Origin of the sequence: Burkholderia sp. Bp8984 (assembly GCF_003853755.1) — a bacterium.
Taxonomy (GTDB): Bacteria; Pseudomonadota; Gammaproteobacteria; order Burkholderiales; family Burkholderiaceae; genus Burkholderia.
The window spans coordinates 1-22,556 of record NZ_QTQN01000044.1 but is presented as its reverse complement, the minus strand read 5'-3'; the positions used below and the strand labels follow the sequence as shown (position 1 = coordinate 22,556).

The following is a 22,556-nucleotide window of genomic DNA, read 5'->3' as shown; positions in this document are numbered from 1 at the left end:
AGCCTGCCGGCCGCGCTATATCCCGTCCGTCATGAAGCCGGCTCGCAGGCACGCGACAGCATCGCGTGCAGCAGCACGTTCGCGCCGGCCTCGATCCACGCAGGCGTCGCGTCCTCGATCTCGTTGTGGCTGATGCCGTCGACGCAGGGTACGAACACCATCGACGTCGGCGCCACCTGCGCCAGGTAGCACGCATCGTGCCCCGCACCCGACACGATGTCGCGATGCGAGTAGCCGAAGCGCTCGGCCGCGTCGCGCACGGCCGCCACGCAGGCCGGATCGAACGCGACGGGCTCGTAGTAGAAAATCTGCTCGAGCTCGGTTTCGAGCCCGATCTCGCCCGCGATGCGCGCGACGCCGTCGCGCAGCGCGGCGTCCATCTTCGCGAGCACGGCGTCGTCCGGATGACGGAAATCGACGGTGAAGAACACGCGGCCCGGAATCACGTTGCGCGAGTTCGGGTGAACCTGCATCATCCCGACCGTCGCGCAGCCGAACGGCGCGTGATCGAGGCCGATCCGGTTGACGAGATCCACCACGCGCGACGCCCCGAGCAGCGCGTCGCGGCGGCGCGGCATCGGCGTCGGCCCCGCGTGCGCTTCCTGGCCTGTGAACGTGATCTCGTACCAGCGCTGCCCCTGCGCGTCCGTCACGACGCCGATCGTCTTGCACTCGGCCTCGAGAATCGGCCCCTGCTCGATATGCAGCTCGAACGCCGCGTGCAGCTTGCGGCCGCCGCACGGCACGTCGCCCGCGTAGCCGATGCGCGCGAGTTCCTCGCCGATCGTCTTGCCGTCGACGTCCTTGCGCGACAGCCCGTACTCGAGCGTAAACACGCCGGCGAACACGCCCGACGCCACCATCGCCGGCGCGAAGCGCGAGCCTTCCTCGTTGGTCCAGATCACGACCTCGACCGGGTGTTCGGTCTCGATGCCGCGATCGTTCAGAGTGCGAATCACTTCGAGACCGCCGAGCACGCCGTAGATGCCGTCGAAGCGGCCGCCCGTCGGCTGCGAGTCCGCGTGCGACCCGGTGACGACCGGCGCCGCGTCGGCCACGCGGCCCGCGCGGCGCATGAACACGTTGCCCATCGTATCGACCGTCACCGCGCAGCCGGCGGCTTTCGCCCAGCCGACGATCAGGTCGCGGCCGGCCTTGTCGAGATCGGTCAGCGCGAGGCGGCAGACGCCGCCTTTCGGCGTGGCGCCGATCTTCGCGACCTCCATCAAGCTGTCCCACAACCGCCTGCCGTCGACCTTGATCGACGTGTCGAATCCTGCCCGCTTCACTGTTTCCGATACCGTGTCCATTCGTATCGCTCCTGTGGGGTCGGTCATGCCGTCATCCCGGCCGATGCCGGTGCGCGCATTGCAGCCGTCGGGGCAAACCCGCACCTGCGAGGTGCAGATGCGCATCGTTCGCGCGATTCGTCCGATCAAACGGCGTCAGGGTTGGCACTACGTTCCGCCGCTCGTCGAATCCTGTCCGATTGGACAGGTTTTAGACGATCAAAATGCGCAGCGCAATGTCTTTCTTGCGTGAATCGATCGAGCGAGAAGCGTGCCACCGCATCGCAGCACCGCGCGCACGCCGATGTGTTCGCGCGTGCGTTCGATGCGAACCAGCGGCTAGAATGAAGCCCAACGCGGCATGCATGCCGCGCGAGGGCAACGATGAGACATGACCAGGCGGCCGCCGACACCATCGGCGACGACGAAACGGGCACGCCTTTGCGGCGACGCAAGGCACACATCCGCGAGTCCAACGAAGCGCATCTGCTGGCGTGCGCGGAAGCCGTGTTCGCGGAGCGCGGGCTCGACGGCGCGAGCACCGCGATGATCGCGGAGCGCGCGGGCCTGCCGAAGGCGAACCTGCATTACTACTTCCCGACGAAGCTTGCGCTGTACCGCCGTGTGCTCGACGACCTGTTCGAAGACTGGCACCGCGCGGCCGGATCGTTCGAGACCGGCGACGATCCGGTCGAAGCGATCGCCAGCTACGTGCGCGCGAAGATGGATCTGTCGCGACGGCGCCCGCTCGGCTCGAAGGTCTGGGCGAACGAGATCATCCACGGCGCCGCTCACATGCAGGACATCCTGTCGGAGCGCGTGAAGCCGTGGTTCGACACGCGCGTGAAGGTGATCGAAGGCTGGATCGCGCGCGGCCTGCTCGCGCCGATCGATCCGCACGCGTTGATGTACCTGATCTGGGCGACCACGCAGCACTACGCGGATTTCGATGCGCAGATCCGCGCGCTGAGCGGCAAGCGTGCGCTCACGCAGAAGGCCTTCGCCGAGACGACCGAAGAGGTCGTGCAGCTCGTGATCCGCGCGTGCGGCGCGGTGTCGCCGGAGGCGGCGCGCGATCGGTGACGTGACCGCCGAACGCGCGCCGCCGTGCACCGCGCTTAAGCGGCCACCTTGCGCTTGGGAACGCCCGTGCGCTGCTGCGCTTCCCAGTTCTCGACGAAGCCGACCGACGCATCGGACGGCGCGAGCGTCTTCCGCCCGCGCACCAGATCGGCCGCCCGCTCGGCCAGCATGATGGTCGGCGCGTTCAGGTTCCCGTTCGGCTCGGTCGGAAACACCGACGAATCGATGACGCGCAGGCCCTGAACGCCGCGCACGCGCAATTCCGAATCCACCACGGCCATCGCGTCCTCGCCCATCCGGCACGAGCCGCACGGATGCATCGTGCTTTCCATGTTGGCACGCACGAACGCATCGATCTCGTCGTCCGTCGTCACGTCCGGGCCGGGTGCCAGCTCCACGCCGCGGAAGCGATCCATGGCCGGCTGCCCGACGATCTCGCGCGTGAGGCGCACGCAGCGACGGAACCCCTCGCGATCTTCCTCGCGGTCGAGATAGTTGAACCGGATCTCCGGATGCTCGTACGGATCGGCGGAGCGAACCCGAACGTGCCCGCGGCTCTTGGGCTTGTTCGGCCCCGTGAGCACCATGAAGCCGTGCCCCTTGTACGGCTTGTCGCCGTCGTAACGCATCGCCGCCGGCAGGAAGTGGAACTGGATGTCGGGCCAGCGCAGCCCTGCTTCGGAACGGATGAACCCGCCTGCCTCGAAATGGTTGCTGGCACCCAACCCGTCCTTGAACAGCAGCCAGCGCAGGCCGATCATCGCCTTGCCGAGCAGCCCCATCTTGCCGTTGAGCGACACCGGCTCCTTGCACTCGTACTGAATGTAGATTTCCGAGTGATCCTGAAGATTCTCGCCGACGCCCGGCAGGTCGTGCACGACCTCGATCCCTGCCTTGCTCAACACGTCGGCCGGCCCGATCCCCGAGCGCTGCAGCAGATGCGGCGAGCCGATCGGCCCCGACGACACCAGCACTTCGCGCGTGCAGCGTACCGTGTGCTGGACGCCGCCCTGCTCGTAGACCACGCCGACCGCGCGCTTGCCTTCCATCACGATCCGGCGCGTCATCGCATGGGTGAGAACGGTCAGGTTGGGTCGCTGCATCGCCGGGCGCAGGTACGCGTTCGCGGTCGACCACCGAACGCCGTTCTTGACCGTCATGTGCATCGCGCCGAACCCTTCCTGCATGTAGCCGTTGCAATCGTCGGTCTTGATGTAGCCGGCCTCGGCCCCCGCTTCCACCCATGCGCCGTACAGCGGGTTCTGCATGTTGTTGCCGTTGTTGGTGCTCAGCGGGCCGTCCGCGCCGCGATATTCGTCGCCGCCGAACTTGTAGCTCTCGGCCTTGCGGAAATACGGCAGGCAGTTGCGGTATCCCCAGTCGCGCGCGCCGAGCGATTCCCATTCGTCGAAATCGCACGCATGCCCGCGAATGTAGACCAGCCCGTTGATCGACGACGAGCCGCCGAGCACCTTGCCGCGCGGGCAATGCAGGCGGCGTCCGTCCAGGTTCCGTTCCGGCGCCGTCTCGTAGTGCCAGTTGAACCGCTTCGTGTTCATCGGCATCGAGAACGCGCTCGGCATCTGGATGATCACGCTGCGATCGCTTCCGCCGTACTCCAGAACCAGCACGCTGACGTTCGAATCCTCGGTCAGGCGGTTCGCCAGCACGCATCCCGCCGACCCGGCGCCCACAATGATGTAGTCGTAGTATTTAGTCATCTTGATTATCCTGCTCGATGAATGATCCTGGCGTGCCGGGTCAGCCGCGCTTTTTCTCGCCGGTGGTGAACTCCGGCATGTGCGCTTCGATGTGCGCGATTTCCGCTTCCTCGCGCCGCAGGTCGAGCGACCGGCACAGCACGTAGTACGCGAGCGCCGAGACGATCAGCCCCACCAGCCAGGCCAGGTCGACACTGCCCATCGCCTTCGCGAGCGGGCCGACATAGACCTCGCGGTCGCCGTCGAAGATGCAGAAGAACGGCACCATCGACACGAACCCGATCAGGTACGAAAGCAGGCCGCGTCCGCCCCAGTTCCCGTACAGGCTGTCGCGCGGGCGAAAGAAATGCGGCACCGCGTAACGCCCCTTGCGCACGAAGAAGTAGTCGGTCAGGTTGACTGCCGTCCACGGCACCAGGAAATACAGCATCACCACCAGATAGATGTTGAGCACCGACAGGCCGGAACCGGACGCGTAGATGCGCATCGCGACGCCGAACTGCAGCAGCACGACGAAGACGATCGCCGCGATCCGTGCCTTCGCGGTCGTCTCCACCTTCCGGAACGAGTCCACGCTGGTGATGGCCGTCAGCTTCGCGCTGTAGATGTTCATCGCGATCACCGGCAGGAACGCGACGATCGTGATGGCCACGACCGCCGTGCCCAGCTGCGGCGCGATTCCGGCACCCACGCCGTGGAGCGCGACGAGCACATCGGTCGCATGCAGGTGCGCACCGAGCCATCCGCCCACCGCGATCATCCACGCGCCGGACAGCGATGCCCCGACGAACACCGCGGCGATCAGCCTCCCGCTCGGCGTGTTCTTCGGCAGGTAGCGCGAATAGTCCGACACGTACGGCGCATACGCGATGTTGTAGCTGGCCGCCGCCGCGAACTGCGCGATGAAGCCGGTCCAGTTGAAGCCCAGCTTCGCGACCGGCGCACCGGCCGCCGCCGGCGCGTCATGGATCCAGCCGGCCAGCACCGCCAGCGTCACGAGGCCGTAAAGCGGCAGCGAAAGATACAACGACCATTTGAACGTCCGGTGCATCCAGTCGTGTCCGAGGATCGCGAGGATCGTGGCCGGCACCGTCACGACCAGCGCGACCTGCAGCGGATCCCAATGGAACAGCGTCCTGAGGCCCTGCATCATCAATACCAGGTTGACGATGTTGAAGCCCGCGAAGACGAACAACGTCGCCAGCAGCACGAGCACGACGCCGCGATAACCGAACTGCGCGCGCGACTGGATCATCTGCGGCAAGCCGAGATGCGGTCCCTGCGAGCCGTGGAACGCCATGAACAGCGTGCCGAACATGATGCCGAGCGTGCCCGAGACGGTGGTCCAGAACGAATCGAGACCGACGCTCGGCCCGACGAAGCCGATCGTCATCGTGAAGAACGTGAAGTTCCCGACGAACCAGAACGGCCCCTGGCTGGCCAGCCGGTCGGTACGCTCGCTTTCCGGGACGAAGTCGATCGAGTGCGCCTCGATGGCACCGTGGTCGCCGCGCGGCGCCTTCAATACGTTTGTTTCTGCCTGCATGTCGTACCCCATGATCGCAAAGGGCTAAGCAGAGCGAATTCCCCGGACCGGTCCGGACGAACGGGTCGAGAAGATTTCGCAGCGGGATCAGGCCGCCTTCGGCCGGCTGCAGGCTTTTGCCGTGCATGCCGGCGGCAGGCGGCACATCACGTGCAACCGGTCAGGGAAGCGTGATGCAGACTGACTTGGTCTCCATCAGATAGTCGAGCTGCTCCGGCCCGAGGTCCTTGCCGAACCCGGACGTCTTGAACCCGCCGAACGGCAGCGCCGGATCGATGGTGCTGTGCGCATTCACATAGACCGTGCCCGCCTGCAACCGCGGAATCAGGCCGTGCACGCGGCCCAGGTCGTTCGAGTAGATCGCGGCGGCCAGGCCGAACGACGAATCGTTCGCGAGCGCCACGGCCTCGTCGAGCGTGTCGAACGGCGCGGTCACGAGCACCGGGCCGAAGATTTCCTCGCGGACGATCCGCATGTCGGGACGGCAATGCGCGAAGATCGTCGGTTCGACGAAGTGCCCCGGGCCCGCATGGGCGCGGCCGCCGTAGTAGCATTCGGCGCCTTCCCGGATGCCGGATTCGATGTACGACATGACCGTGTCCTTTTGCCTGGCCGACACGAGCGGGCTGATGAAGCAATCGCGATCCAGCCCGGGGGCGATCTTCAACGTCGCCGTGTAGTCGGCGAGCGCCGCGAGGAAACGGTCATGGATGTCGCGGTGGATGTAGGCCCGCGTGCCCGCGTCGCACACCTGGCCGGAGTTGAAGAACACGCCGTTGGCCACGGCCTGCGCGGCGGCATCGATATCGGCGTCGTCCAGCACGATGACCGGGGATTTCCCGCCGAGTTCGAGCGTCACGCGCTTGATGTGCCGCACCGCGTTCTGCCCGACGTCGCGCCCGACCGGCGTCGAACCCGTGAAGGTCAGCTTGTCGATGCCCGGGTGGCTCGCCATCGCGGCGCCGATCACACTGCCGCGACCGGTCACGATGTTGACCACCCCGTCCGGAATGCCGGCTTCCTGCACCAGTTCGGCAAAGCGCAGCGTCGACAGCGACGTGAGTTCGGCCGGCTTCACGACCGTCGTGCAGCCGACCGCCAGCGCGGCCGCCAGCTTCCAGGCCATGGTCTGCAGCGGATAGTTCCACGGCACGATCGCGCCCACGACACCGATCGGCTCCTTGCGCGTATAAGCCAGATAGTTGCCCGGCAGCGACGGCTCGACCGTGCGGCCGTGCAGCTTGGATGCCCAGCCGGCGAAATAGCGGAACGTATCGACCGTGCCCTGGATATCGATCGCGCGGGCCTGCGCGACGGACTTGCCCATGTCGATCGACTCGATCTCCGCGAGTTCGTCCGCGTGCACCTCGATCAGGTCGGCCAGCCGGTGCAGCAGCCGCTCGCGCTCCAGCGGCTTGAGGCGGCGCCATTCGCCGTGATCGAACTGGTGGCGGGCGGCGGCGACGGCACGGTCGAGATCGGCCGGCGTCGCGAACGGAATCTGCGTGATGACGCCCTCGGTCGACGGCTCGGTGACGGCGCTGAACTGGCCGTCGCTGCCGTCCACCCACGCGCCGCCGATGAACATCTTCATCGGCCTGGCGAGAAAGTTGCGGGTCGCCTGGGAAACATCGTGACGATCGAGATATTGCGCGACTACGGCATCCATGTTGATCTTCCTTGATAGCCTGCCCGGCGCCTCTCGGCGAGGTCCCCCGGGCCGTACGGTAGTGACTTCGGGCGTCCCGCGAGACGTCGCGCCCGATTCCTGATATGAATGTCTCAGCGGGCGCGGGCCAGGCTGCGCGCGTGGAAAATGAAACCGATGCTGTTCATCAGCAGTTGCGCGGCCAGGATCGACGTCGTGCCGGTCGGATCGTAAGCCGGCGCCACTTCCACCAGGTCCATGCCGACGATGCTTCCGTGGCTGCGCTTCGCGAGCGCCTGGATGATCTCGAGCACTTCGTAGTACTGGAAACCGCCGTGGCTCGGCGTGCCGGTTCCCGGCGCGATCGACGGATCGAAGCCGTCGATGTCGATCGTGATGTAGTAGGCGCCGCGCTGCGGAATCTGCTCGAGCACGCCGTCGGTGCCGAGGCGCCGGACATCGCGCACGGACAGGATGTTGGAACCCGCGGCGCGGGCCGCGTCATAGTCGCTGCGGTTGGATGACGAGACGTTGCGGATGCCGAGCTGCGTCATGCCGGCGATATGGTCCATCTCGGAGGCCCGGCGCAACGGGTTGCCGTGTCCGTATCGCACGCCGTGGCGTTCGTCGACGAAGTCGAGGTGCGCATCGAAATGCACGATGTGAATCGGCCCGCGGCCTTCGAACGCCTTGATCACCGGCGCATGCACCGAATGATCGCCGCCGAGCACTACCGGCATCGCCCCGCCGGCGAGAATCTTGCGCACGGCCAGTTCGATGTTCGCGTTGCTCGTGGCCATGTCGGTGTGCACGATGTCCGCATCGCCGACGTCCACCATGCGAACCTGGTCCTCGGTCAGGTAGAGCACGTCGTCTTCGTGATCGTAGGCGCCCGCGTGCCCGAACGAAAACAGCGTCGACGCCTCGCGAATGCCGCGCGGGCCGAAGCGCGCGCCCGAGCGCCACTGGGTGCCCATGTCGTTGGGCGCACCCAGGATCGCGACGTCCGCGTCGATGTTCTCCCAGTCGAGACACACCGGCGCCTTCGCAAAGGTGCAGTGACCGACGAACGGCAGGTTGAGCCTGCCCTTTTCATAGCTGTTGTTCTGCATTGTCTCCGTCTCCATCTGTATGCGGATTCGTCTTCGGCGCACGGCCGTCCATGCGCTTGCCTTTGCGGTCACTATGGGCAAAAATTTTTTCCGGAAAAATAGCAGGCATCAGATGTCCATATCGGATATTCCGATGTGACGGACGGAGGAGAACGGAACGTGAAACAGCTGCAGGACATCGACCTGAAACTGCTCAGGATTTTCATGACCATCGTGAAATGCGGCGGTTTCTCCGCCGCGCAGGCCGCGCTGAACGTAAGCCAGTCGACCATCAGCGAGCAGATGACCAGCCTCGAAACGCGCCTCGGCGTCAAATTGTGCGAACGCGGCCGCAGTGGCTTTCGTCTGACGGAACACGGCGTCGCGACCTACGAATCCGCGCAGCGCCTCGCGCTCGCGGTGGAAGCGTTCTGCATGGACACACACGCGCTCAAGCAGCGCATCTCGGGCCGGCTTCATCTCGGCATCATCGACAACACGGTCACCGACACCGACAGCATCCTGCCGCTCGCGCTGCGCCGGTTCGTCTCGCGCGGTCACGACGTCCAGCTCGACATCTACATCGGCACGCCGGCCGAGCTCGAGGAGCGCGTGCTCGACGGGCGGCTGCACCTCGCGATCGGCCACTTCCCGCTCACCGTCGCCGGCCTGTCCTACACGCAGCTGTACGAGGAGCCCGACGGCCTCTACTGCAGCCGCTACCATCCGCTGTTCTCGACCGACGCCACCGGCGACGCGCTGATCGAGCGCGTCCGGCAAAGCCAGGTGGTCGCGCGCGCGTTCCTGCAGCAGCGCGACCTGCAATTGCTCGAGAGCGGCAGCGCGGCCGCGACCGTCGACAATGTCGAGGCACAGGCGATCCTGATCCTGACGGGCGCTTACATCGGCTTTCTGCCGCGGCACTACGCGAGACAGTGGGTCGACGCCGGCCAGATGCGCCAGCTCGCCGCGGAACAGCTCACGTCCGCGTGGCCGTTCTCGTCGATCACGCGCCGCGGCGCCGCGCAGCCGACCGTGCTTCGCGCGTTCCTCGACGACCTGATGGCCCAGTCGGGCAACCGCCCCCCGCCGGCGGACAGATAGTCGATATCGGATATTCATTTCGGTCTCCACCGAAGTATCGACCGGCCGCGATCGCGGCGCGGCCTTGCTCCGCCATGCCGCGCGCCGTTTTCGGCGCGCCTGCGCCGTGCCGCGGCATCTGCCTCGCCGCATGGGCGGTCGAACGGGGTGTTGACACCGCCGCGGGCGTGCGACTAGATTGTCGCCAGCTATCGGGATGTGTCAGGAGAGACCGCCGTCCGGCGGCGCCGAAGGGGAATCGCCCCAGAAACTCTCAGGCAAAAGGACTGACGCATCGATTAGCGCTCTGGAGAGTAGGCCTCTGGTCGTCGACCAAGCCTCGCCGAAGGAGAAGCGCCCCGCGGGGCGCGCAATCTCTCAGGCAAACGGACAGAGGGGGCATCAGGCACGCAGCCTGGAATGCCCCGGTCTCGTCCGGATGCCGACTCGTCGGTCATCCTCCCGCCCGTGCACTTCCGGCTTGCGTGTGCCGCATCACTCAACGCAACCCTGTCAGGAAGAGAGCACATGAGCGAGGTCCGATACACCGAATCCCATGAATGGCTGCGCGTCGAAGACGACGGCAGCGCCACCGTCGGCATTACCGACCACGCGCAATCGCAGCTGGGCGATCTGGTTTATGTCGCACTGCCAAACGAAGGCGACGCCTTTGCCCAGTACGACGAGGCCGCCACCGTCGAATCGGTCAAGGCCGCCGGCGAGGTCAAGATGCCGGTCTCCGGCACCGTGCTGGAAGCGAACGCCGCCCTGGGCGACACGCCGAGCCTCGTCAACGATTCGGCGGAATGCGACGGCTGGTTCTTCAGGATGCGCATCGACAGCCCGGAGCAGCTGACCGGGTTGATGGATGCCGCCGCGTATCGCGCCTATATCGGCGAATGACGGAGACGGCCATGAACGCATTCGATTCCGTCGCGCAGCGCGCGTCGTTCGTCCGCCGCCACATCGGCCCCGATGCCGACGAACAGGCCGCGATGCTGGCCGTGCTCTGCGTGGACTCCGTCGACGAGCTGGTGAAACAGGTCGTCCCCGCGGCGATCCGCAGCGATGCCCCGCTCGCCCTGCCTCCCGGCTGCACCGAAGCCGACGCGCTGGACCGGCTGGCTGCACTGGCAGGCCGCAACCAGGTGTTCCGCTCGTTCATCGGCATGGGATACCACGACACCCACACGCCACCGGTCATTCAGCGCAACGTGCTGGAAAATCCGGCCTGGTACACGGCCTACACGCCGTACCAGCCGGAAATCTCGCAAGGCCGCCTGGAGGCGCTGCTCAACTTCCAGACCATGATCGCCGACCTGACCGGCCTCGAGATCGCCAACGCGTCGATGCTCGACGAAGGCACCGCGGCCGCAGAGGCGATGACGTTCTGCCGGCGCCTCGCCCGGTCGGACAGCCGGATCTTCTTCGTCGCACATGATTGCCATCCGCAGACGATCGAGATCGTTCGCACGCGCGCGGAGCCGCTCGGCATCGAGATCGTCGTCGGAGATCCGCGCCGCGATCTGTCCGCCACCGGCTGTTTCGCCGCGCTGCTGCAATATCCGGGCACCTTCGGCGACATCCATGATTACCGCGACGTGGTCGGCACCCTGCATGCGAACGGCGCGCTGGCCGTGGTCGCCGCCGACCTGCTCGCGCTGACCCTGCTCGCGCCGCCGGGCGAATTCGGCGCCGACGTGGCGGTCGGCACCACGCAGCGCTTCGGCGTGCCGCTGGGTTACGGCGGCCCGCACGCCGGTTATTTCGCGACGCGCGACACGTTCAGGCGCACGATGCCGGGACGACTGGTCGGCATGTCGATCGACGCGCACGGCCGCCCGGCGCTGCGCCTCGCGATGCAGACGCGCGAACAGCACATCCGGCGCGAGAAGGCCACCAGCAACATCTGCACCGCGCAAGTACTGCTCGCCAATATCGCCGGCTTCTACGCGGCCTATCACGGCCCGCACGGACTGACCGCGATCGCGCGCCGCATCCACCGCCTCACCGCGATCCTGGCCGCTGGCCTGCGCCGGCTCGGCCATGCCGTGCCAACCGAATACTGCTTCGACACCATCGCCGTCGACAGCGGCATTCGCACCGATGCCGTGCACGCGGCGGCACGGGCCCGCCGGGTCAACCTGCGCGCCATCGACGCGCGCCGGATCGGCATCTCGCTCGACGAGACGACCACGTCCGACGATATCGTCATGCTCTGGTCGATCTTCTCCGAAGGGCGCGCCGTTCCCGACTTCGCGGCCGTCGACGCCGCCACCGCCGATGCGTTGCCTGCCCCCCTGCTGCGCCGGAGCGCCTTCCTCACGCACCCGGCGTTCAACAGCCACCATTCGGAAACGCAAATGCTGCGCTACCTGCGCCGGCTCGCCGACCAGGATCTCGCGCTCGACCGCACGATGATTCCACTCGGCAGCTGCACGATGAAGCTGAACGCCACCGTGGAAATGATGCCGATCACGTGGCCGGCGTTCGCCCGGCTGCATCCGTTCGCACCGGCCGAACAGGCCGACGGCTATCGCGTGCTGGCGCGGGAACTCGAGGCAATGCTGTGCACGATCACCGGATACGACGCGGTGTCGCTGCAGCCGAATGCGGGCTCGCAAGGCGAATACGCGGGCCTGCTCGCGATCCGCGCGTATCACGCGAGCCGCGGCGAGGCACGGCGCGACATCTGCCTGATTCCGTCGTCGGCGCACGGCACGAACCCGGCATCCGCACAGATGGCCGGCATGCAGGTCGTCGTCGTCGACTGCGACGACGACGGCAACGTCGACATCGAGGACCTCGCCGCCAAGGCCGCCCGGTACGACAGCCGGCTGGCCGCGATCATGATCACCTATCCGTCGACCCACGGCGTGTTCGAGGCCCGCGTACGCGACGCCTGCGACATCGTCCATGCGCACGGCGGCCAGGTCTACATCGACGGCGCCAACATGAACGCGCTGGTCGGCCTCGCCCGGCCGGGCGCGTTTGGCGGCGACGTGTCCCACCTGAACCTGCACAAGACCTTCTGCATCCCGCACGGCGGCGGCGGCCCCGGCGTCGGCCCGATCGGCGTCAAGGCGCATCTCGCGCCGTTCCTGCCCGGGCATCGGGAGGGCAGCGTGCCGGGGATCGGTGCGGTGTCCGCGGCGCCGCTCGGCAGCGCGAGCATCCTGCCGATCACGTGGACCTACATCACGTTGATGGGGTCGCGCGGGTTGCAGCGTGCAACCGAGGTGGCGATCCTCAACGCCAACTACATCGCCGCGCGCCTCTCGCCACACTACCCGATTCTCTATACGGGGCCGAACGGCCGCGTCGCGCACGAATGCATCATCGACCTGCGGCCGTTGAAGGACAGCAGCGGCATCAGCGTCGACGACGTCGCCAAGCGCCTGATCGATTTCGGCTTCCACGCGCCGACGATGAGCTTCCCGGTCGCCGGCACGCTGATGATCGAGCCGACCGAATCGGAATCGACGGCCGAACTCGACCGGTTCATCGACGCGATGATCGCGATCCGCGCCGAAATCGCAGCCGTGGAAGCGGGCACGCTGGATGCCGAAGACAATCCGCTCAAGCACGCGCCGCACACGGCGGCCGAACTCGTGGGCGACTGGCCTCACGCGTATTCGCGCGAACAGGCCGTCTATCCGCTCGGCGTCGCGGCGACGGCAGGCGGCAAGTACTGGCCGCCGGTTTCGCGGGTCGACAACGTCTACGGCGACCGCAACCTCGTGTGCTCGTGTCCGCCGATGGAAGCGTATCGATCGTGACGCGCCGGCCGACCCACTCGTAACGACACTCAACCCTGCTTGAGCGGCCGCGCACCCGACGTGCGCGCCGCACCGACACCAGGAGAAGGAAAAATGTTCAGCAAAGACATGCGGATCGAAGGCTTCGATGACGAACTGTGGACGGCGATGGAACGCGAGCGCATTCGTCAGGAAGACCATATCGAGCTCATCGCTTCGGAAAACTACACGAGCCCGCGCGTGCTGCAGGCGCAAGGCTCGGTGCTGACCAACAAGTATGCCGAGGGCTATCCGGGCAAGCGCTACTACGGCGGCTGTGAATTCGTCGACGTTGTCGAACAGCTGGCGATCGATCGCGCAAAGGCGCTGTTCGGTGCCGACTACGCGAACGTGCAGCCTCATTCCGGCAGCCAGGCCAACGCCGCCGTCTACATGGCACTGCTCGAGCCGCACGACACGATACTCGGCATGAGCCTCGCGCACGGCGGTCACCTGACGCATGGCGCGCATGTGAATTTCTCGGGCAAGCTCTATCGTGCGGTGCAGTACGGCCTGAACGCGAAAACCGGCGAGATCGATTACGACCAGGTCGAGGCGCTGGCGACCGCGCACCGGCCGAAACTGATCACGGCCGGCTTCTCCGCCTATTCCCGCGTGGTGGACTGGGCGCGCTTCCGGCGGATCGCCGACGCCATCGGCGCATACCTGTTCGTCGACATGGCCCACGTCGCGGGCCTGGTGGCGGCCGGCGCGTACCCGAATCCGCTGCCGCACGCGGACGTCGTCACCACGACGACCCACAAGACGTTGCGCGGCCCGCGCGGGGGCCTGATTCTCGCCCGGACGAACCCGGAGATCGAGAAGAAGCTCAATTCCGTCGTGTTCCCCGGCATCCAGGGCGGCCCGCTGATGCATGTCATCGCCGCCAAGGCCGTTGCGTTCAAGGAAGCGCTGTCGCCCGGGTTCCGGATCCATCAGCAGCAGGTGGTCGCCAACGCCCGGGCCATGGCCGATACGTTCGTCAAACGCGGCTTCGACATCGTCTCCGGCGGAACGGACAATCACCTGTTCCTCGTCAGCCTGATCCGCCAGGGGCTGACCGGCAAGGCGGCCGATGCGGCGCTGGGCCGCGCGCACATCACCGTGAACAAGAACGCGGTGCCCGACGACCCGCAGAGCCCGTTCGTCACCAGCGGCATTCGCATCGGCACGCCTGCCGTGACGAGCCGCGGTTTCAGGGAAGCGGAAGCGCGCGCGGTGGCCGGCTGGATCTGCGACATCCTGGCCGATATCGAGAACCCGTCGGTCATCGACCGCGTTCGGCGACACGTCGCCGAACTGTGCGGCGCATTCCCGGTATACGGCAAGTAACGGCCGCTCGGGCCATTTCCCGACCGTTCTTCGGGAGCGACTTCGACGTCGCTCCGGAGAACGGGACACGCCTCCGGATACGGGATCGTTCCAGTCGTTCATTCCGTACTCCGAAGCTGTGCCGCGCGCGATCTCCTAAAATCCTGTTGATCCGGAATAACGATGACGATCCCACTTTCCCGTACTCCACTTCACGACCTTCACGTCGAGCTCGGCGCGAAGATGGTTCCGTTCGCCGGGTACGAAATGCCCGTCCAGTACCCGCTCGGCATCCTCAAAGAGCATCTTCATACGCGCGAGCAGGCCGGGCTGTTCGATGTCTCGCACATGGGACAGGTGCTGCTGTCGGGCCCGGATGCCGCCGCCGCGCTCGAAACGCTGGTGCCGGTCGACGTGATCGACCTCCCGCCGGGCATGCAGCGCTACGCGTTGTTCACGAACGAGCAAGGCGGCATTCTCGACGACCTGATGATCACCCGCCTCGGCGACGCCGAGCTGATCGCGGTCGTCAACGCCGCGTGCAAGGACCGCGACCTCCGCCATCTGAGGGAACGGATCGGCCACCGCTGTAACGTCGTCGAACTGGCCGACCGCGCGCTGCTCGCCCTGCAAGGGCCGGCCGCCGCGTCGATTCTGGCGCGCCTGGCGCCCCGCCTGGCCGAACTGGTCTTCATGCAAAGCACGCGTGTCGAGCTGGCCGGCGCGGCGTGCATGGTCAGCCGCTCCGGCTACACCGGCGAGGACGGCTACGAGATCTCCGTGCCGGCCGATCGGGCGGAAGCGCTAGCACGCCTGCTGCTGGCCGACCCTGCCGTCGAGCCGATTGGTCTCGGCGCGCGCGATTCGCTGCGTCTCGAAGCCGGCCTGTGCCTGTACGGCCACGACATCGACACCGGCACCACGCCGATCGAAGGCGGGCTGCTGTGGGCCCTCTCGAAAGTGCGACGCCCTGGCGGTGCACGCGCCGGCGGCTATCCCGGCGCGGATGTCGTCGCGCGGCAGATCGCCGAGGGCGTGAAAAGAAGACGCGTCGGCTTCGTCGTGAAAGACCGGGTGCCGGTGCGCGAGGGCGCCGACATCGTCGACGCCGACGGGCGCTCGATCGGCACGGTGACGAGCGGCGGCTTCGGTCCGACGTACGGCGGCCCGGTGGCCATCGGCCATGTCGCGGCCGAATTCGCGACACCGGGCACGGCACTGCATGCGATCGTCCGCGGCAAACCGGTTCCGATGGAAGTCGCGAGAACCCCGTTCGTCGCGCAACGCTACTACCGCGGGTAAGCCATGGCGAACACGAATATCCGCAACACGCCGATGGCCGCCGGAACCCGGCTCTCCGCCGCCGAAAAAATGGCTCGCATCCCCGTGAGGATCGTCGCGACCGAACCGGCCGACATGCCGCGCAAGCCTGAATGGATTCGTGCCGCCTTTCCCGGCTCGCGCGAGGTGATGGCGCTCAAGAAGGTCCTGCGCGAGCAGAAGCTGCATACGGTATGCGAGGAAGCCGGTTGCCCGAATCTCGGCGAGTGCTTCGCTCACGGCACGGCGACCTTCATGATCATGGGCGCCATCTGTACACGGCGTTGTCCGTTCTGCGATGTCGGGCACGGCCGCCCGCTTCCGCTCGATCCGGACGAGCCGGCACGACTCGCCGAAACGATCGCAGCGATGAGGCTCAAGTACGTGGTGATCACGTCGGTCGATCGCGACGACCTGCGCGACGGCGGCGCCGCACACTTTGCGGCCTGCATCGGCGCCGCACGCGGGATCGACCCGGCACTCCGGATCGAGGCGCTGACGCCGGATTTTCGCGGCAGGCACGAGGTCGCGCTGAACCTGCTCGCGGCATCCCCGCCGGACGTGTTCAACCATAATCTGGAAACCGTGCCGCGCTTGTATCGCGAGGCGCGGCCGGGCGCCGACTACCGGCACTCGCTGGGCCTGCTGCAGGCATTCAGGTCCGCGGCGCCGAACGTGCCGACCAAGTCGGGCCTGATGCTGGGCCTCGGCGAAGAGATCGACGAGGTCGAACAGGTGATGCGCGACTTGCGCGCGCATGGTGTCGACATGCTGACCCTCGGCCAGTATCTGCAGCCGACCCGCCACCACCTGCCCGTGAAGCGCTTCGTTCCACCCGCGGAATTCGCGCAGTTGCGGCAGCGCGCGCTTGCGCTCGGGTTCAGCCAGGTCGCATCGGGGCCGATGGTGCGCTCGTCCTATCACGCCGACCTGCAGGCGAAAGGCGAAACGGTCGAATGACGGCGGGTTCGGCGAAGCGCGCGTGACGCGCTTCGCCGATGCGGCGGTATGGCCCCGGACCAGACCGCCTGCGTCCTTCCGGCGCACGTTACGCGACGCGCTCGATCGCGATCGCCGTCGCCTCGCCGCCGCCGATGCACAGCGACGCGACGCCGCGCTTGAGCCCATACGCTTCGAGCGCGGCCAGCAGCGTCACCATCACGCGTGCGCCCGATGCGCCGATCGGATGGCCGAGCGCGCACGCGCCGCCGTGCACGTTCACCTTGTCGTGCGACAGGTCGAGATCGCGCATCGCGGCCATCGCAACCACCGCGAACGCTTCGTTGATCTCGAACAGGTCGACGTCGCGCAGGTTCCAGCCGGTTTTCTCCGACAGCTTGCGGATCGCGCCGATCGGCGCCGTCGCGAACAGGCCCGGCTTGTTCGCGTAGGTCGAATGCCCGACGATCACCGCCTTCGGCGCGAGGCCGAGCCGGTCTGCTTCCGAGCGGCGCATCATCACGAGCGCGGCCGCACCGTCGGAAATCGACGACGAATTGGCGGCCGTCACCGTGCCGCCTTCGCGGAACGCCGGCTTGAGCGTCGGAATCTTGTCGAGCTTCGCTTTGCCCGGCTGCTCGTCGATCGACACGACGGCTTCCGTCTTGCCGGCCTTCACCGTCACCGGCGCGATCTCCGACACGAAGCGCCCTTCCGCGATCGCGCGTTGCGCGCGCGTCAGCGACGCGATCGCGAACGCGTCCTGCTCCTCGCGCGTGAACTGGTAGGCCTGCGCGCAATCCTCCGCGAACGTGCCCATCAGCCGGCCCTTGTCGTACGCATCCTCGAGACCGTCGAGGAACATGTGGTCGAGCACCTGGCCGTGCCCCATGCGCATTCCCGCGCGCGCCTTCGGCAGCAGGTACGGCGCATTCGTCATGCTCTCCATCCCGCCCGCGACCGCCACGTCCGCCGATCCGGCCAGCAGCAGGTCGTGCGCGAACATCGCGGCCTTCATCCCGGAGCCGCACATCTTGTTGACCGTGGTCGCGCCGGTACCCAGCGGCAAGCCGGCCTTCAGCGCGGCCTGCCGCGCCGGCGCCTGACCCTGGCCGGCCGGCAGCACGCAGCCGAACACGATTTCATCGATGCGCTCCGCGGGCACGTTCGCGCGCTCGAGCGCCGCGCGGATCGCCACCGCGCCGAGCTCGCTCGCGCTGGCCGCGGCCAGGTCGCCCTGAAAACCACCCATCGGCGTGCGTGCCGCGCCGACGATTACGATCGGATCCTGTGTCGTCATGATTGCATTCCTCCAGTGTCAGCGCGGTGCCATGCGCAGTGCGCCATCGAGACGGATGACTTCGCCGTTCAGCATCGTATTCTCGGCGACGTGGCGCACCAGCGCCGCGAATTCGTCGGGGCGGCCGAGCCGCGGCGGGAAGGGCACGCTCTTGCCGAGCGCGTCCTGCACGTCCTGCGGCATGCCGGCCATCATCGGCGTCGCGAAGATGCCCGGCGCGATCGTCACCACGCGAATGCCGAACCGCGCGAGCTCGCGCGCGATCGGCAGCGTCATGCCCACCACGCCGCTCTTCGATGCCGCATACGCGGCCTGCCCGATCTGTCCGTCGAACGCCGCGACCGACGCGGTGTTGACGATCACGCCACGCTCGCCTTCCGCGTCGGCGTCCTGTTTCGACATCGCATCCGCCGCCAGCCGGATCATATTGAACGTGCCGACCAGGTTGATCGATACCGCACGCGCGAAGCGCTCGAGCGAATGCGGGCCTTCGCGGCCGACCACCTTCTCGCCCGGTGCGACGCCCGCGCAATTCACGAGCGCATCGATGCGGCCGAACGCAGCGCGCGCGGCGGCAACGGCGGCCTGCCCGTCGGCTTCGCTCGTCACGTCGGTCTTCACGAAGCGTGCGGATGTGCCGAGTTCGTGCGCGAGGCTCGCGCCGGCGTCTTCATTGACGTCCAGCAGCACGGCGTTGCCGCCTTCGGCGACCACCATGCGCGCCACCGCGGCACCGAGGCCCGAACCGGCGCCCGTAATCAGAAAAACGCGATCCTTGATGTTCATTCGCAGTCCGTAGTCAGTATTCGATAGTCAGGATTGAGCGACCTTCTCGGCTTCCATCTTGCGCAGCACGAAGCGCTGGATCTTGCCGCTCGGGGTTTTCGGCAGCGCGTCGACGAACTCGATCGCGCGCGGATAGGCGTGGGCCGACAACCGCCGCTTCACGTGCTGGCTGAGTTCGTCGGCCAGCGCCGGCGTGCCGTCGAAGCCCTTCGACAGCACGACGAACGCCTTGACGATCTCCGTGCGCTCCGGGTCCGGCACGCCGATCACCGCGGCCTCGCTGACGGCCGGATGCTCGATCAACGCGCTTTCCACGTCGAACGGGCCGATCCGGTAGCCGGACGACGTGATCACGTCGTCCGCGCGGCCGATGAAGCTCACGGTGCCGTCCGGCTCGAGCTCGACGTTGTCGCCGGTCCGGTAGTAGCCGCCCGCGATGGCCGGCGTGTCCTGCTGCCAGTAGCCGGAGAACCACAGCAGCGGCGAGCGAGCGATGTCGATCGCGAGGTTGCCGGGCTCGCCGGGGCCGAGTTCGCGACCGGTGTCGTCAAGCACCGCGACGCGATAGCCGGGCATCGCGAGGCCGGCCGAACCGGTATGGACGACGTGCGCGAGCCCGTGATGATTGTTCACGACCATGCCGAGTTCGGTCTGGCCGTAGTGATCGTAGATCGGCGCGCCGAGCGCCGCGTGGAACCAGCGCACGACTTCCGGATTCAGCGGTTCGCCCGCGCTGCTGACGACCCGCAGCTGCCCTTTCAGGCGCGATGCTGCTTCCGTGCCGGCCGCCATCAGCATCCGGTACGCGGTCGGCGAACCGGCGAGGCTCGTGATACCGAGCCGTTCGATCACGTCGTAGGTGCTGTCGACCGTGAAGCCGCCCTCGTACAGCGTCGTGGCGTGGCCGAGCAGCAGCGGGCCCGTGATCGCGTAGTAGAGGCCGTATGCCCAGCCCGGATCGGCGATGTTCCAGAAACGATCGCCGGCGCGCAGGTCCACCGCGTCGCGCATGTATGCGCCGAACGCGAGCAGCGCGCGCAGCGGCACCGGCACGCCCTTCGGCAGGCCCGTCGTGCCCGACGTCGACATCATCATGAACAGGTCGGTGCCCTTGCGCGGCACCGGTTCGAATAGCGCGGACTGTGCGTCGAGCGCCGCACGGAAATCGATGTCGCGCGCCGGCAGCGCGTCGCCCGCCTCGCGCACCGTCGCGACCCGCGGGCAATCCACGATCTCGTCGAGCTTCGCGCGATTCGCGATGTTGGTGACGACCAGACGCGCATCGCTCATGCGCAGCCGGTGCTCGATCGCCTTCGGTCCGAACGCGGTGAAGAGCGGCTGATAGACGGCGCCTGCGCGCCACGTGCCGAGGATCGTCGCGACGAGTTCGGGCGTGCGCGGCAACAGGCCGGCGACCACGTCGCCCGGCTTCACGCCCTCCTCGACCAGCAGGTTCGCGACCCGCGCCGACAGCGCCTGCATCTGCGCGAACGTGAAGCTGCGGTGCCGGCCGCCGACGTCGATCCAGTCGAGCGCGATCGCATCCGGATCCGCCGCCGCATGCCGGTCGCAGCATTCCACGCAGGCGTTCAGGCCCTGCTCCAGGTCGCCGTGCAGCTGTGCGGCGGCAGTCTCGATACGGAAGCCGGCCACGGCGTCGGCGTAGGCCGGCACCACCCGGGCGGTTGCTCCATCACGCATGCGTGTCTCCTGTTCGTTATGACCGCCGGCGAACCGGGGGTATATCGATGATGGTAGACAGCCGTCACATTGCAATCAATGACAAACAGGATCTAGAATCGTGATCGCTTTTGCCATGTCTGGAGGGCATGAAAAAATGGGGCCGCAGATGATCTCGCCGGGTTTCGTCGAGGATGCGCTCGAGAGCCTGCGCCGGCGGCGGATGTCGACCGAGGCCGTGCTGCGTGCCGCCGGCCTGCCGGCCGCCGTGCGCGAGCCCGTCACGCCGCAGCAGTACGGCCGGTTGTGGCTGGCGATCGCCAGCGCGATCGATGACGAATTCTTCGGGCTCGCGGCCCGCCCGATGCGGCGCGGCAGCTTCACGCTGCTGTGCCATGCCGTGCTGCACGCGGGCACGCTCGAGAAGGCGCTGCGGCGTGCGCTGCAGTTCCTGCGTGTCGTGCTCGACGAACCGCACGGCGAACTCGTGGTCGCCGACGGCCAGGCGCAGATCGTCCTCACGCAGGCAGGCGCACCGTATTCGGCGTTCGCTTACCGGACGTTCTGGCTGATCCTGCTCGGCGTCGCCTGCTGGCTGATCGGCCGGCGCATTCCGCTGCAGCGCATCGATTTCGCGTGCCCGAGCCCCGACCAGCGCGCTGACTACCACCAGTTCTTCGGTGTGCCCGTGCATTTCGACCGTCCCGACAGCCGGCTCGCGTTCAACGCCACGTACCTCGCGCTGCCGACGATCCGCTCCGCGCAGGCGCTGAAGACCTTCCTGCGCGGCGCGCCCGGCAACCTGCTCGTGCGCTATCGACACGACACCGGCTGGGTGGCGAAGACGCGCGCACGCCTGAAGGCGCTGCCGGCCAGCGAGTGGCCGGACTTCGACACGCTGGCCGCGCGCCTCGGCACGACGCCCGCGACGCTGCGGCGACGCCTGCGCAGCGAGGGGCAGAGCTTCGCGTCGATCAAGGACGAACTGCGCGGCGCGCTGGCCCAGTCGCTGCTGCGCGGACACACGCTCAGCGTCGCGGAAATCGCGGCGGAACTCGGTTTTACCGAGCCCAGCGCGTTTCATCGTGCGTTCCGGAAATGGACGGGGACGAGCCCGGGGGCGTTTCGGCGGGAAGTCAACGGGGCGCAGGCGGAGCATTGAATTGGGGCGCGGGCGCCACGCTCGGTGCGAGCGCGCTGACGGGTGCGGCCGTCATGCAAGGTATGGAAGAACCGTGTTCCTCTGCTTGAGGCGGCGATTGTTGCTCGTTCGACGGCCATGCAGTCGATTCGGCTGCGAACCCGCAACCACCGTACCGTTTGTCGGCACCGCGGCACGCCCGCCGACCATCCGTGGAATCCTGATCCTTCGAGCTGATGCGAGGCCCCGATATGGATACCGTTCGTGCAGTCATCGAACCCTATGAAACCGCACTTCGAGCGGCAATGCTCGCCAACGACGTCGACGAACTGGACACGTTGCTGGATGACGAACTGGTCTTCACCGTTCCGAGCGGACAGGTCATCTCGAAGCACGACGATCTGTCCGCTCATCGCGCGAAACTGCTGCGTCTCGACGCACTCGATATTCGGGAAACGCAGGCAAAAGCGATCGGCGAGATGATCCTCACCACGACGAAGGCCATGCTTGCCGGTTGTTTCGACGGCACCGCATTCAACGGCACGTTCGCCTACACGCGCCTGTGGCGCCGATCGGGCAGCGGCTGGCGTGTCGTCGCAGGACATGGATCGCAGATCGGTTGAACTGCGACATGCCTGCAAATCGGCAAACTGCAGGACTCCGGGATCCGATCTGATCGATCGGCCGTCCTGACATTCGCTGAGATCGCGCATTTCTGCGCTGCAAATGCAAAAACCCCCGCCTTTTCGGGCGGGGGTTTCTGGCTTAGGGAGCCTGACGATTACCTACTTTCACACGGGAATCCGCACTATCATCGGCGT

The 22,556-nt window shown here is 67.0% G+C and carries 19 protein-coding genes and 1 riboswitch; of the genes, 10 read left to right on the top strand and 9 right to left on the bottom strand.

Translation table 11 applies throughout. The features are described from left to right. Positions 1–29: 29 nt before the first annotated feature. On the bottom strand, positions 30–1,310 hold the full coding sequence (locus DID98_RS31400; protein WP_044847208.1) for a Zn-dependent hydrolase: 1,281 nt from the start codon (positions 1,308–1,310) through the stop codon (positions 30–32). A gap of 25 nt (positions 1,311–1,335) precedes the next feature. Between DID98_RS31400 and DID98_RS35985 the strand changes: the two genes are divergently transcribed. Both DID98_RS35985 and DID98_RS31390 read left to right on the top strand, forming a co-directional pair. After that, positions 1,336–1,542, top strand: a complete 207-nt coding sequence (locus DID98_RS35985; RefSeq protein WP_185640908.1) for a hypothetical protein — start codon at positions 1,336–1,338, stop codon at positions 1,540–1,542. A gap of 131 nt (positions 1,543–1,673) precedes the next feature. Beyond that, positions 1,674–2,372, top strand: a complete 699-nt coding sequence (locus DID98_RS31390) for a TetR/AcrR family transcriptional regulator (RefSeq protein ID WP_124488508.1) — start codon at positions 1,674–1,676, stop codon at positions 2,370–2,372. Positions 2,373–2,407: 35 nt separating this feature from the next. Here the strand turns inward: DID98_RS31390 and betA are convergent, their stop codons facing one another. From betA to DID98_RS36425, 5 genes are all read right to left on the bottom strand, one after another. Further along, the gene (betA, locus tag DID98_RS31385) at positions 2,408–4,093 is read right to left on the bottom strand and encodes a choline dehydrogenase (RefSeq protein ID WP_124571969.1); all 1,686 of its coding nucleotides are present in this window, start codon (positions 4,091–4,093) and stop codon (positions 2,408–2,410) included. A gap of 40 nt (positions 4,094–4,133) precedes the next feature. Next, a complete protein-coding gene (locus tag DID98_RS31380; protein WP_221622541.1) occupies positions 4,134–5,639 on the bottom strand; it encodes a cytosine permease in 1,506 nt (501 codons plus the stop codon). A 160-nt stretch (positions 5,640–5,799) separates the two neighbouring features. Further along, a complete protein-coding gene (locus DID98_RS31375; RefSeq protein ID WP_124571967.1) occupies positions 5,800–7,308 on the bottom strand; it encodes an aldehyde dehydrogenase in 1,509 nt (502 codons plus the stop codon). Positions 7,309–7,421: 113 nt separating this feature from the next. After that, a complete protein-coding gene (speB, locus tag DID98_RS31370) occupies positions 7,422–8,399 on the bottom strand; it encodes an agmatinase (protein ID WP_124488504.1) in 978 nt (325 codons plus the stop codon). Beyond that, positions 8,380–8,508 carry a hypothetical protein gene (locus DID98_RS36425; protein WP_260427325.1) on the bottom strand — a complete coding sequence of 43 codons (129 nt, stop codon included), beginning with the start codon at positions 8,506–8,508 and terminating at the stop codon, positions 8,380–8,382. Before DID98_RS36425 ends, speB begins: the two co-directional genes overlap by 20 nt. A 50-nt stretch (positions 8,509–8,558) precedes the next feature. On the opposite strand from DID98_RS36425, the gene DID98_RS31365 reads away from it, so the two are divergent. The 6 genes from DID98_RS31365 to lipA all read left to right on the top strand — a co-directional run bounded on the left by DID98_RS31365 (position 8,559) and on the right by lipA (position 16,849). Beyond that, on the top strand, positions 8,559–9,482 hold the full coding sequence (locus DID98_RS31365; protein WP_059534474.1) for a LysR family transcriptional regulator: 924 nt from the start codon (positions 8,559–8,561) through the stop codon (positions 9,480–9,482). Between the two features lie 192 nt (positions 9,483–9,674). After that, positions 9,675–9,761, top strand: a riboswitch (glycine riboswitch). A 228-nt stretch (positions 9,762–9,989) separates the two neighbouring features. After that, positions 9,990–10,364, top strand: a complete 375-nt coding sequence (gene gcvH, locus DID98_RS31360) for a glycine cleavage system protein GcvH (RefSeq protein ID WP_124488503.1) — start codon at positions 9,990–9,992, stop codon at positions 10,362–10,364. Further along, the gene (gene gcvP, locus DID98_RS31355) at positions 10,361–13,240 is read left to right on the top strand and encodes an aminomethyl-transferring glycine dehydrogenase (RefSeq protein WP_221622540.1); all 2,880 of its coding nucleotides are present in this window, start codon (positions 10,361–10,363) and stop codon (positions 13,238–13,240) included. Before gcvH ends, gcvP begins: the two co-directional genes overlap by 4 nt. Positions 13,241–13,333: 93 nt before the next feature. Next, positions 13,334–14,590 carry a serine hydroxymethyltransferase gene (glyA, locus tag DID98_RS31350; RefSeq protein ID WP_124571965.1) on the top strand — a complete coding sequence of 419 codons (1,257 nt, stop codon included), beginning with the start codon at positions 13,334–13,336 and terminating at the stop codon, positions 14,588–14,590. Positions 14,591–14,752: 162 nt separating this feature from the next. Beyond that, on the top strand, positions 14,753–15,871 hold the full coding sequence (gene gcvT, locus DID98_RS31345; protein WP_124523610.1) for a glycine cleavage system aminomethyltransferase GcvT: 1,119 nt from the start codon (positions 14,753–14,755) through the stop codon (positions 15,869–15,871). 3 nt (positions 15,872–15,874) lie between these two features. Continuing rightward, the gene (lipA, locus tag DID98_RS31340) at positions 15,875–16,849 is read left to right on the top strand and encodes a lipoyl synthase (protein WP_124488499.1); all 975 of its coding nucleotides are present in this window, start codon (positions 15,875–15,877) and stop codon (positions 16,847–16,849) included. 88 nt (positions 16,850–16,937) lie between these two features. On the opposite strand, the gene DID98_RS31335 is transcribed toward lipA, so the two are convergent. From DID98_RS31335 to DID98_RS31325, 3 genes are read right to left on the bottom strand one after another with little or no spacing between them, the layout of a single operon-like run. Then, positions 16,938–18,128 (bottom strand): acetyl-CoA C-acetyltransferase, encoded by a 1,191-nt coding sequence (locus DID98_RS31335; protein WP_124523171.1) that lies wholly within the window; start codon positions 18,126–18,128, stop codon positions 16,938–16,940. A gap of 18 nt (positions 18,129–18,146) precedes the next feature. Then, on the bottom strand, positions 18,147–18,914 hold the full coding sequence (locus DID98_RS31330; RefSeq protein ID WP_124488497.1) for a 3-hydroxyacyl-CoA dehydrogenase: 768 nt from the start codon (positions 18,912–18,914) through the stop codon (positions 18,147–18,149). 27 nt (positions 18,915–18,941) lie between these two features. After that, positions 18,942–20,615, bottom strand: a complete 1,674-nt coding sequence (locus DID98_RS31325; protein WP_124488496.1) for an acyl-CoA synthetase — start codon at positions 20,613–20,615, stop codon at positions 18,942–18,944. 136 nt (positions 20,616–20,751) lie between these two features. On the opposite strand from DID98_RS31325, the gene DID98_RS31315 reads away from it, so the two are divergent. Both DID98_RS31315 and DID98_RS31310 read left to right on the top strand, forming a co-directional pair. Then, positions 20,752–21,756, top strand: a complete 1,005-nt coding sequence (locus DID98_RS31315) for an AraC family transcriptional regulator (RefSeq protein WP_124488495.1) — start codon at positions 20,752–20,754, stop codon at positions 21,754–21,756. 230 nt (positions 21,757–21,986) lie between these two features. After that, complete coding sequence (locus DID98_RS31310) at positions 21,987–22,358, top strand: nuclear transport factor 2 family protein (protein ID WP_124488494.1); 372 nt, start codon at positions 21,987–21,989, stop codon at positions 22,356–22,358. Positions 22,359–22,556 lie beyond the last annotated feature (198 nt).

Excerpts from the sequence above, each read along its gene's own strand:
- betA (WP_124571969.1), bottom strand. The coding sequence starts at position 4,093 with ATGACTAAATACTACGACTACATCATTGTGGGCGCCGGGTCGGCGGGA.
- gcvT (WP_124523610.1), top strand. The coding sequence starts at position 14,753 with ATGACGATCCCACTTTCCCGTACTCCACTTCACGACCTTCACGTCGAG.
- DID98_RS31400 (WP_044847208.1), bottom strand. The coding sequence starts at position 1,310 with ATGGACACGGTATCGGAAACAGTGAAGCGGGCAGGATTCGACACGTCG.
- DID98_RS31330 (WP_124488497.1), bottom strand. The coding sequence starts at position 18,914 with ATGAACATCAAGGATCGCGTTTTTCTGATTACGGGCGCCGGTTCGGGC.
- DID98_RS36425 (WP_260427325.1), bottom strand. The coding sequence starts at position 8,508 with ATGCCTGCTATTTTTCCGGAAAAAATTTTTGCCCATAGTGACCGCAAA.
- DID98_RS31325 (WP_124488496.1), bottom strand. The coding sequence starts at position 20,615 with ATGCGTGATGGAGCAACCGCCCGGGTGGTGCCGGCCTACGCCGACGCC.
- lipA (WP_124488499.1), top strand. The coding sequence starts at position 15,875 with ATGGCGAACACGAATATCCGCAACACGCCGATGGCCGCCGGAACCCGG.
- gcvH (WP_124488503.1), top strand. The coding sequence starts at position 9,990 with ATGAGCGAGGTCCGATACACCGAATCCCATGAATGGCTGCGCGTCGAA.
- DID98_RS31315 (WP_124488495.1), top strand. The coding sequence starts at position 20,752 with ATGGGGCCGCAGATGATCTCGCCGGGTTTCGTCGAGGATGCGCTCGAG.
- DID98_RS35985 (WP_185640908.1), top strand. The coding sequence starts at position 1,336 with ATGCCGTCATCCCGGCCGATGCCGGTGCGCGCATTGCAGCCGTCGGGG.
- DID98_RS31335 (WP_124523171.1), bottom strand. The coding sequence starts at position 18,128 with ATGACGACACAGGATCCGATCGTAATCGTCGGCGCGGCACGCACGCCG.
- DID98_RS31380 (WP_221622541.1), bottom strand. The coding sequence starts at position 5,639 with ATGCAGGCAGAAACAAACGTATTGAAGGCGCCGCGCGGCGACCACGGT.
- glyA (WP_124571965.1), top strand. The coding sequence starts at position 13,334 with ATGTTCAGCAAAGACATGCGGATCGAAGGCTTCGATGACGAACTGTGG.
- DID98_RS31310 (WP_124488494.1), top strand. The coding sequence starts at position 21,987 with ATGGATACCGTTCGTGCAGTCATCGAACCCTATGAAACCGCACTTCGA.
- DID98_RS31375 (WP_124571967.1), bottom strand. The coding sequence starts at position 7,308 with ATGGATGCCGTAGTCGCGCAATATCTCGATCGTCACGATGTTTCCCAG.
- speB (WP_124488504.1), bottom strand. The coding sequence starts at position 8,399 with ATGCAGAACAACAGCTATGAAAAGGGCAGGCTCAACCTGCCGTTCGTC.
- gcvP (WP_221622540.1), top strand. The coding sequence starts at position 10,361 with ATGACGGAGACGGCCATGAACGCATTCGATTCCGTCGCGCAGCGCGCG.
- DID98_RS31390 (WP_124488508.1), top strand. The coding sequence starts at position 1,674 with ATGAGACATGACCAGGCGGCCGCCGACACCATCGGCGACGACGAAACG.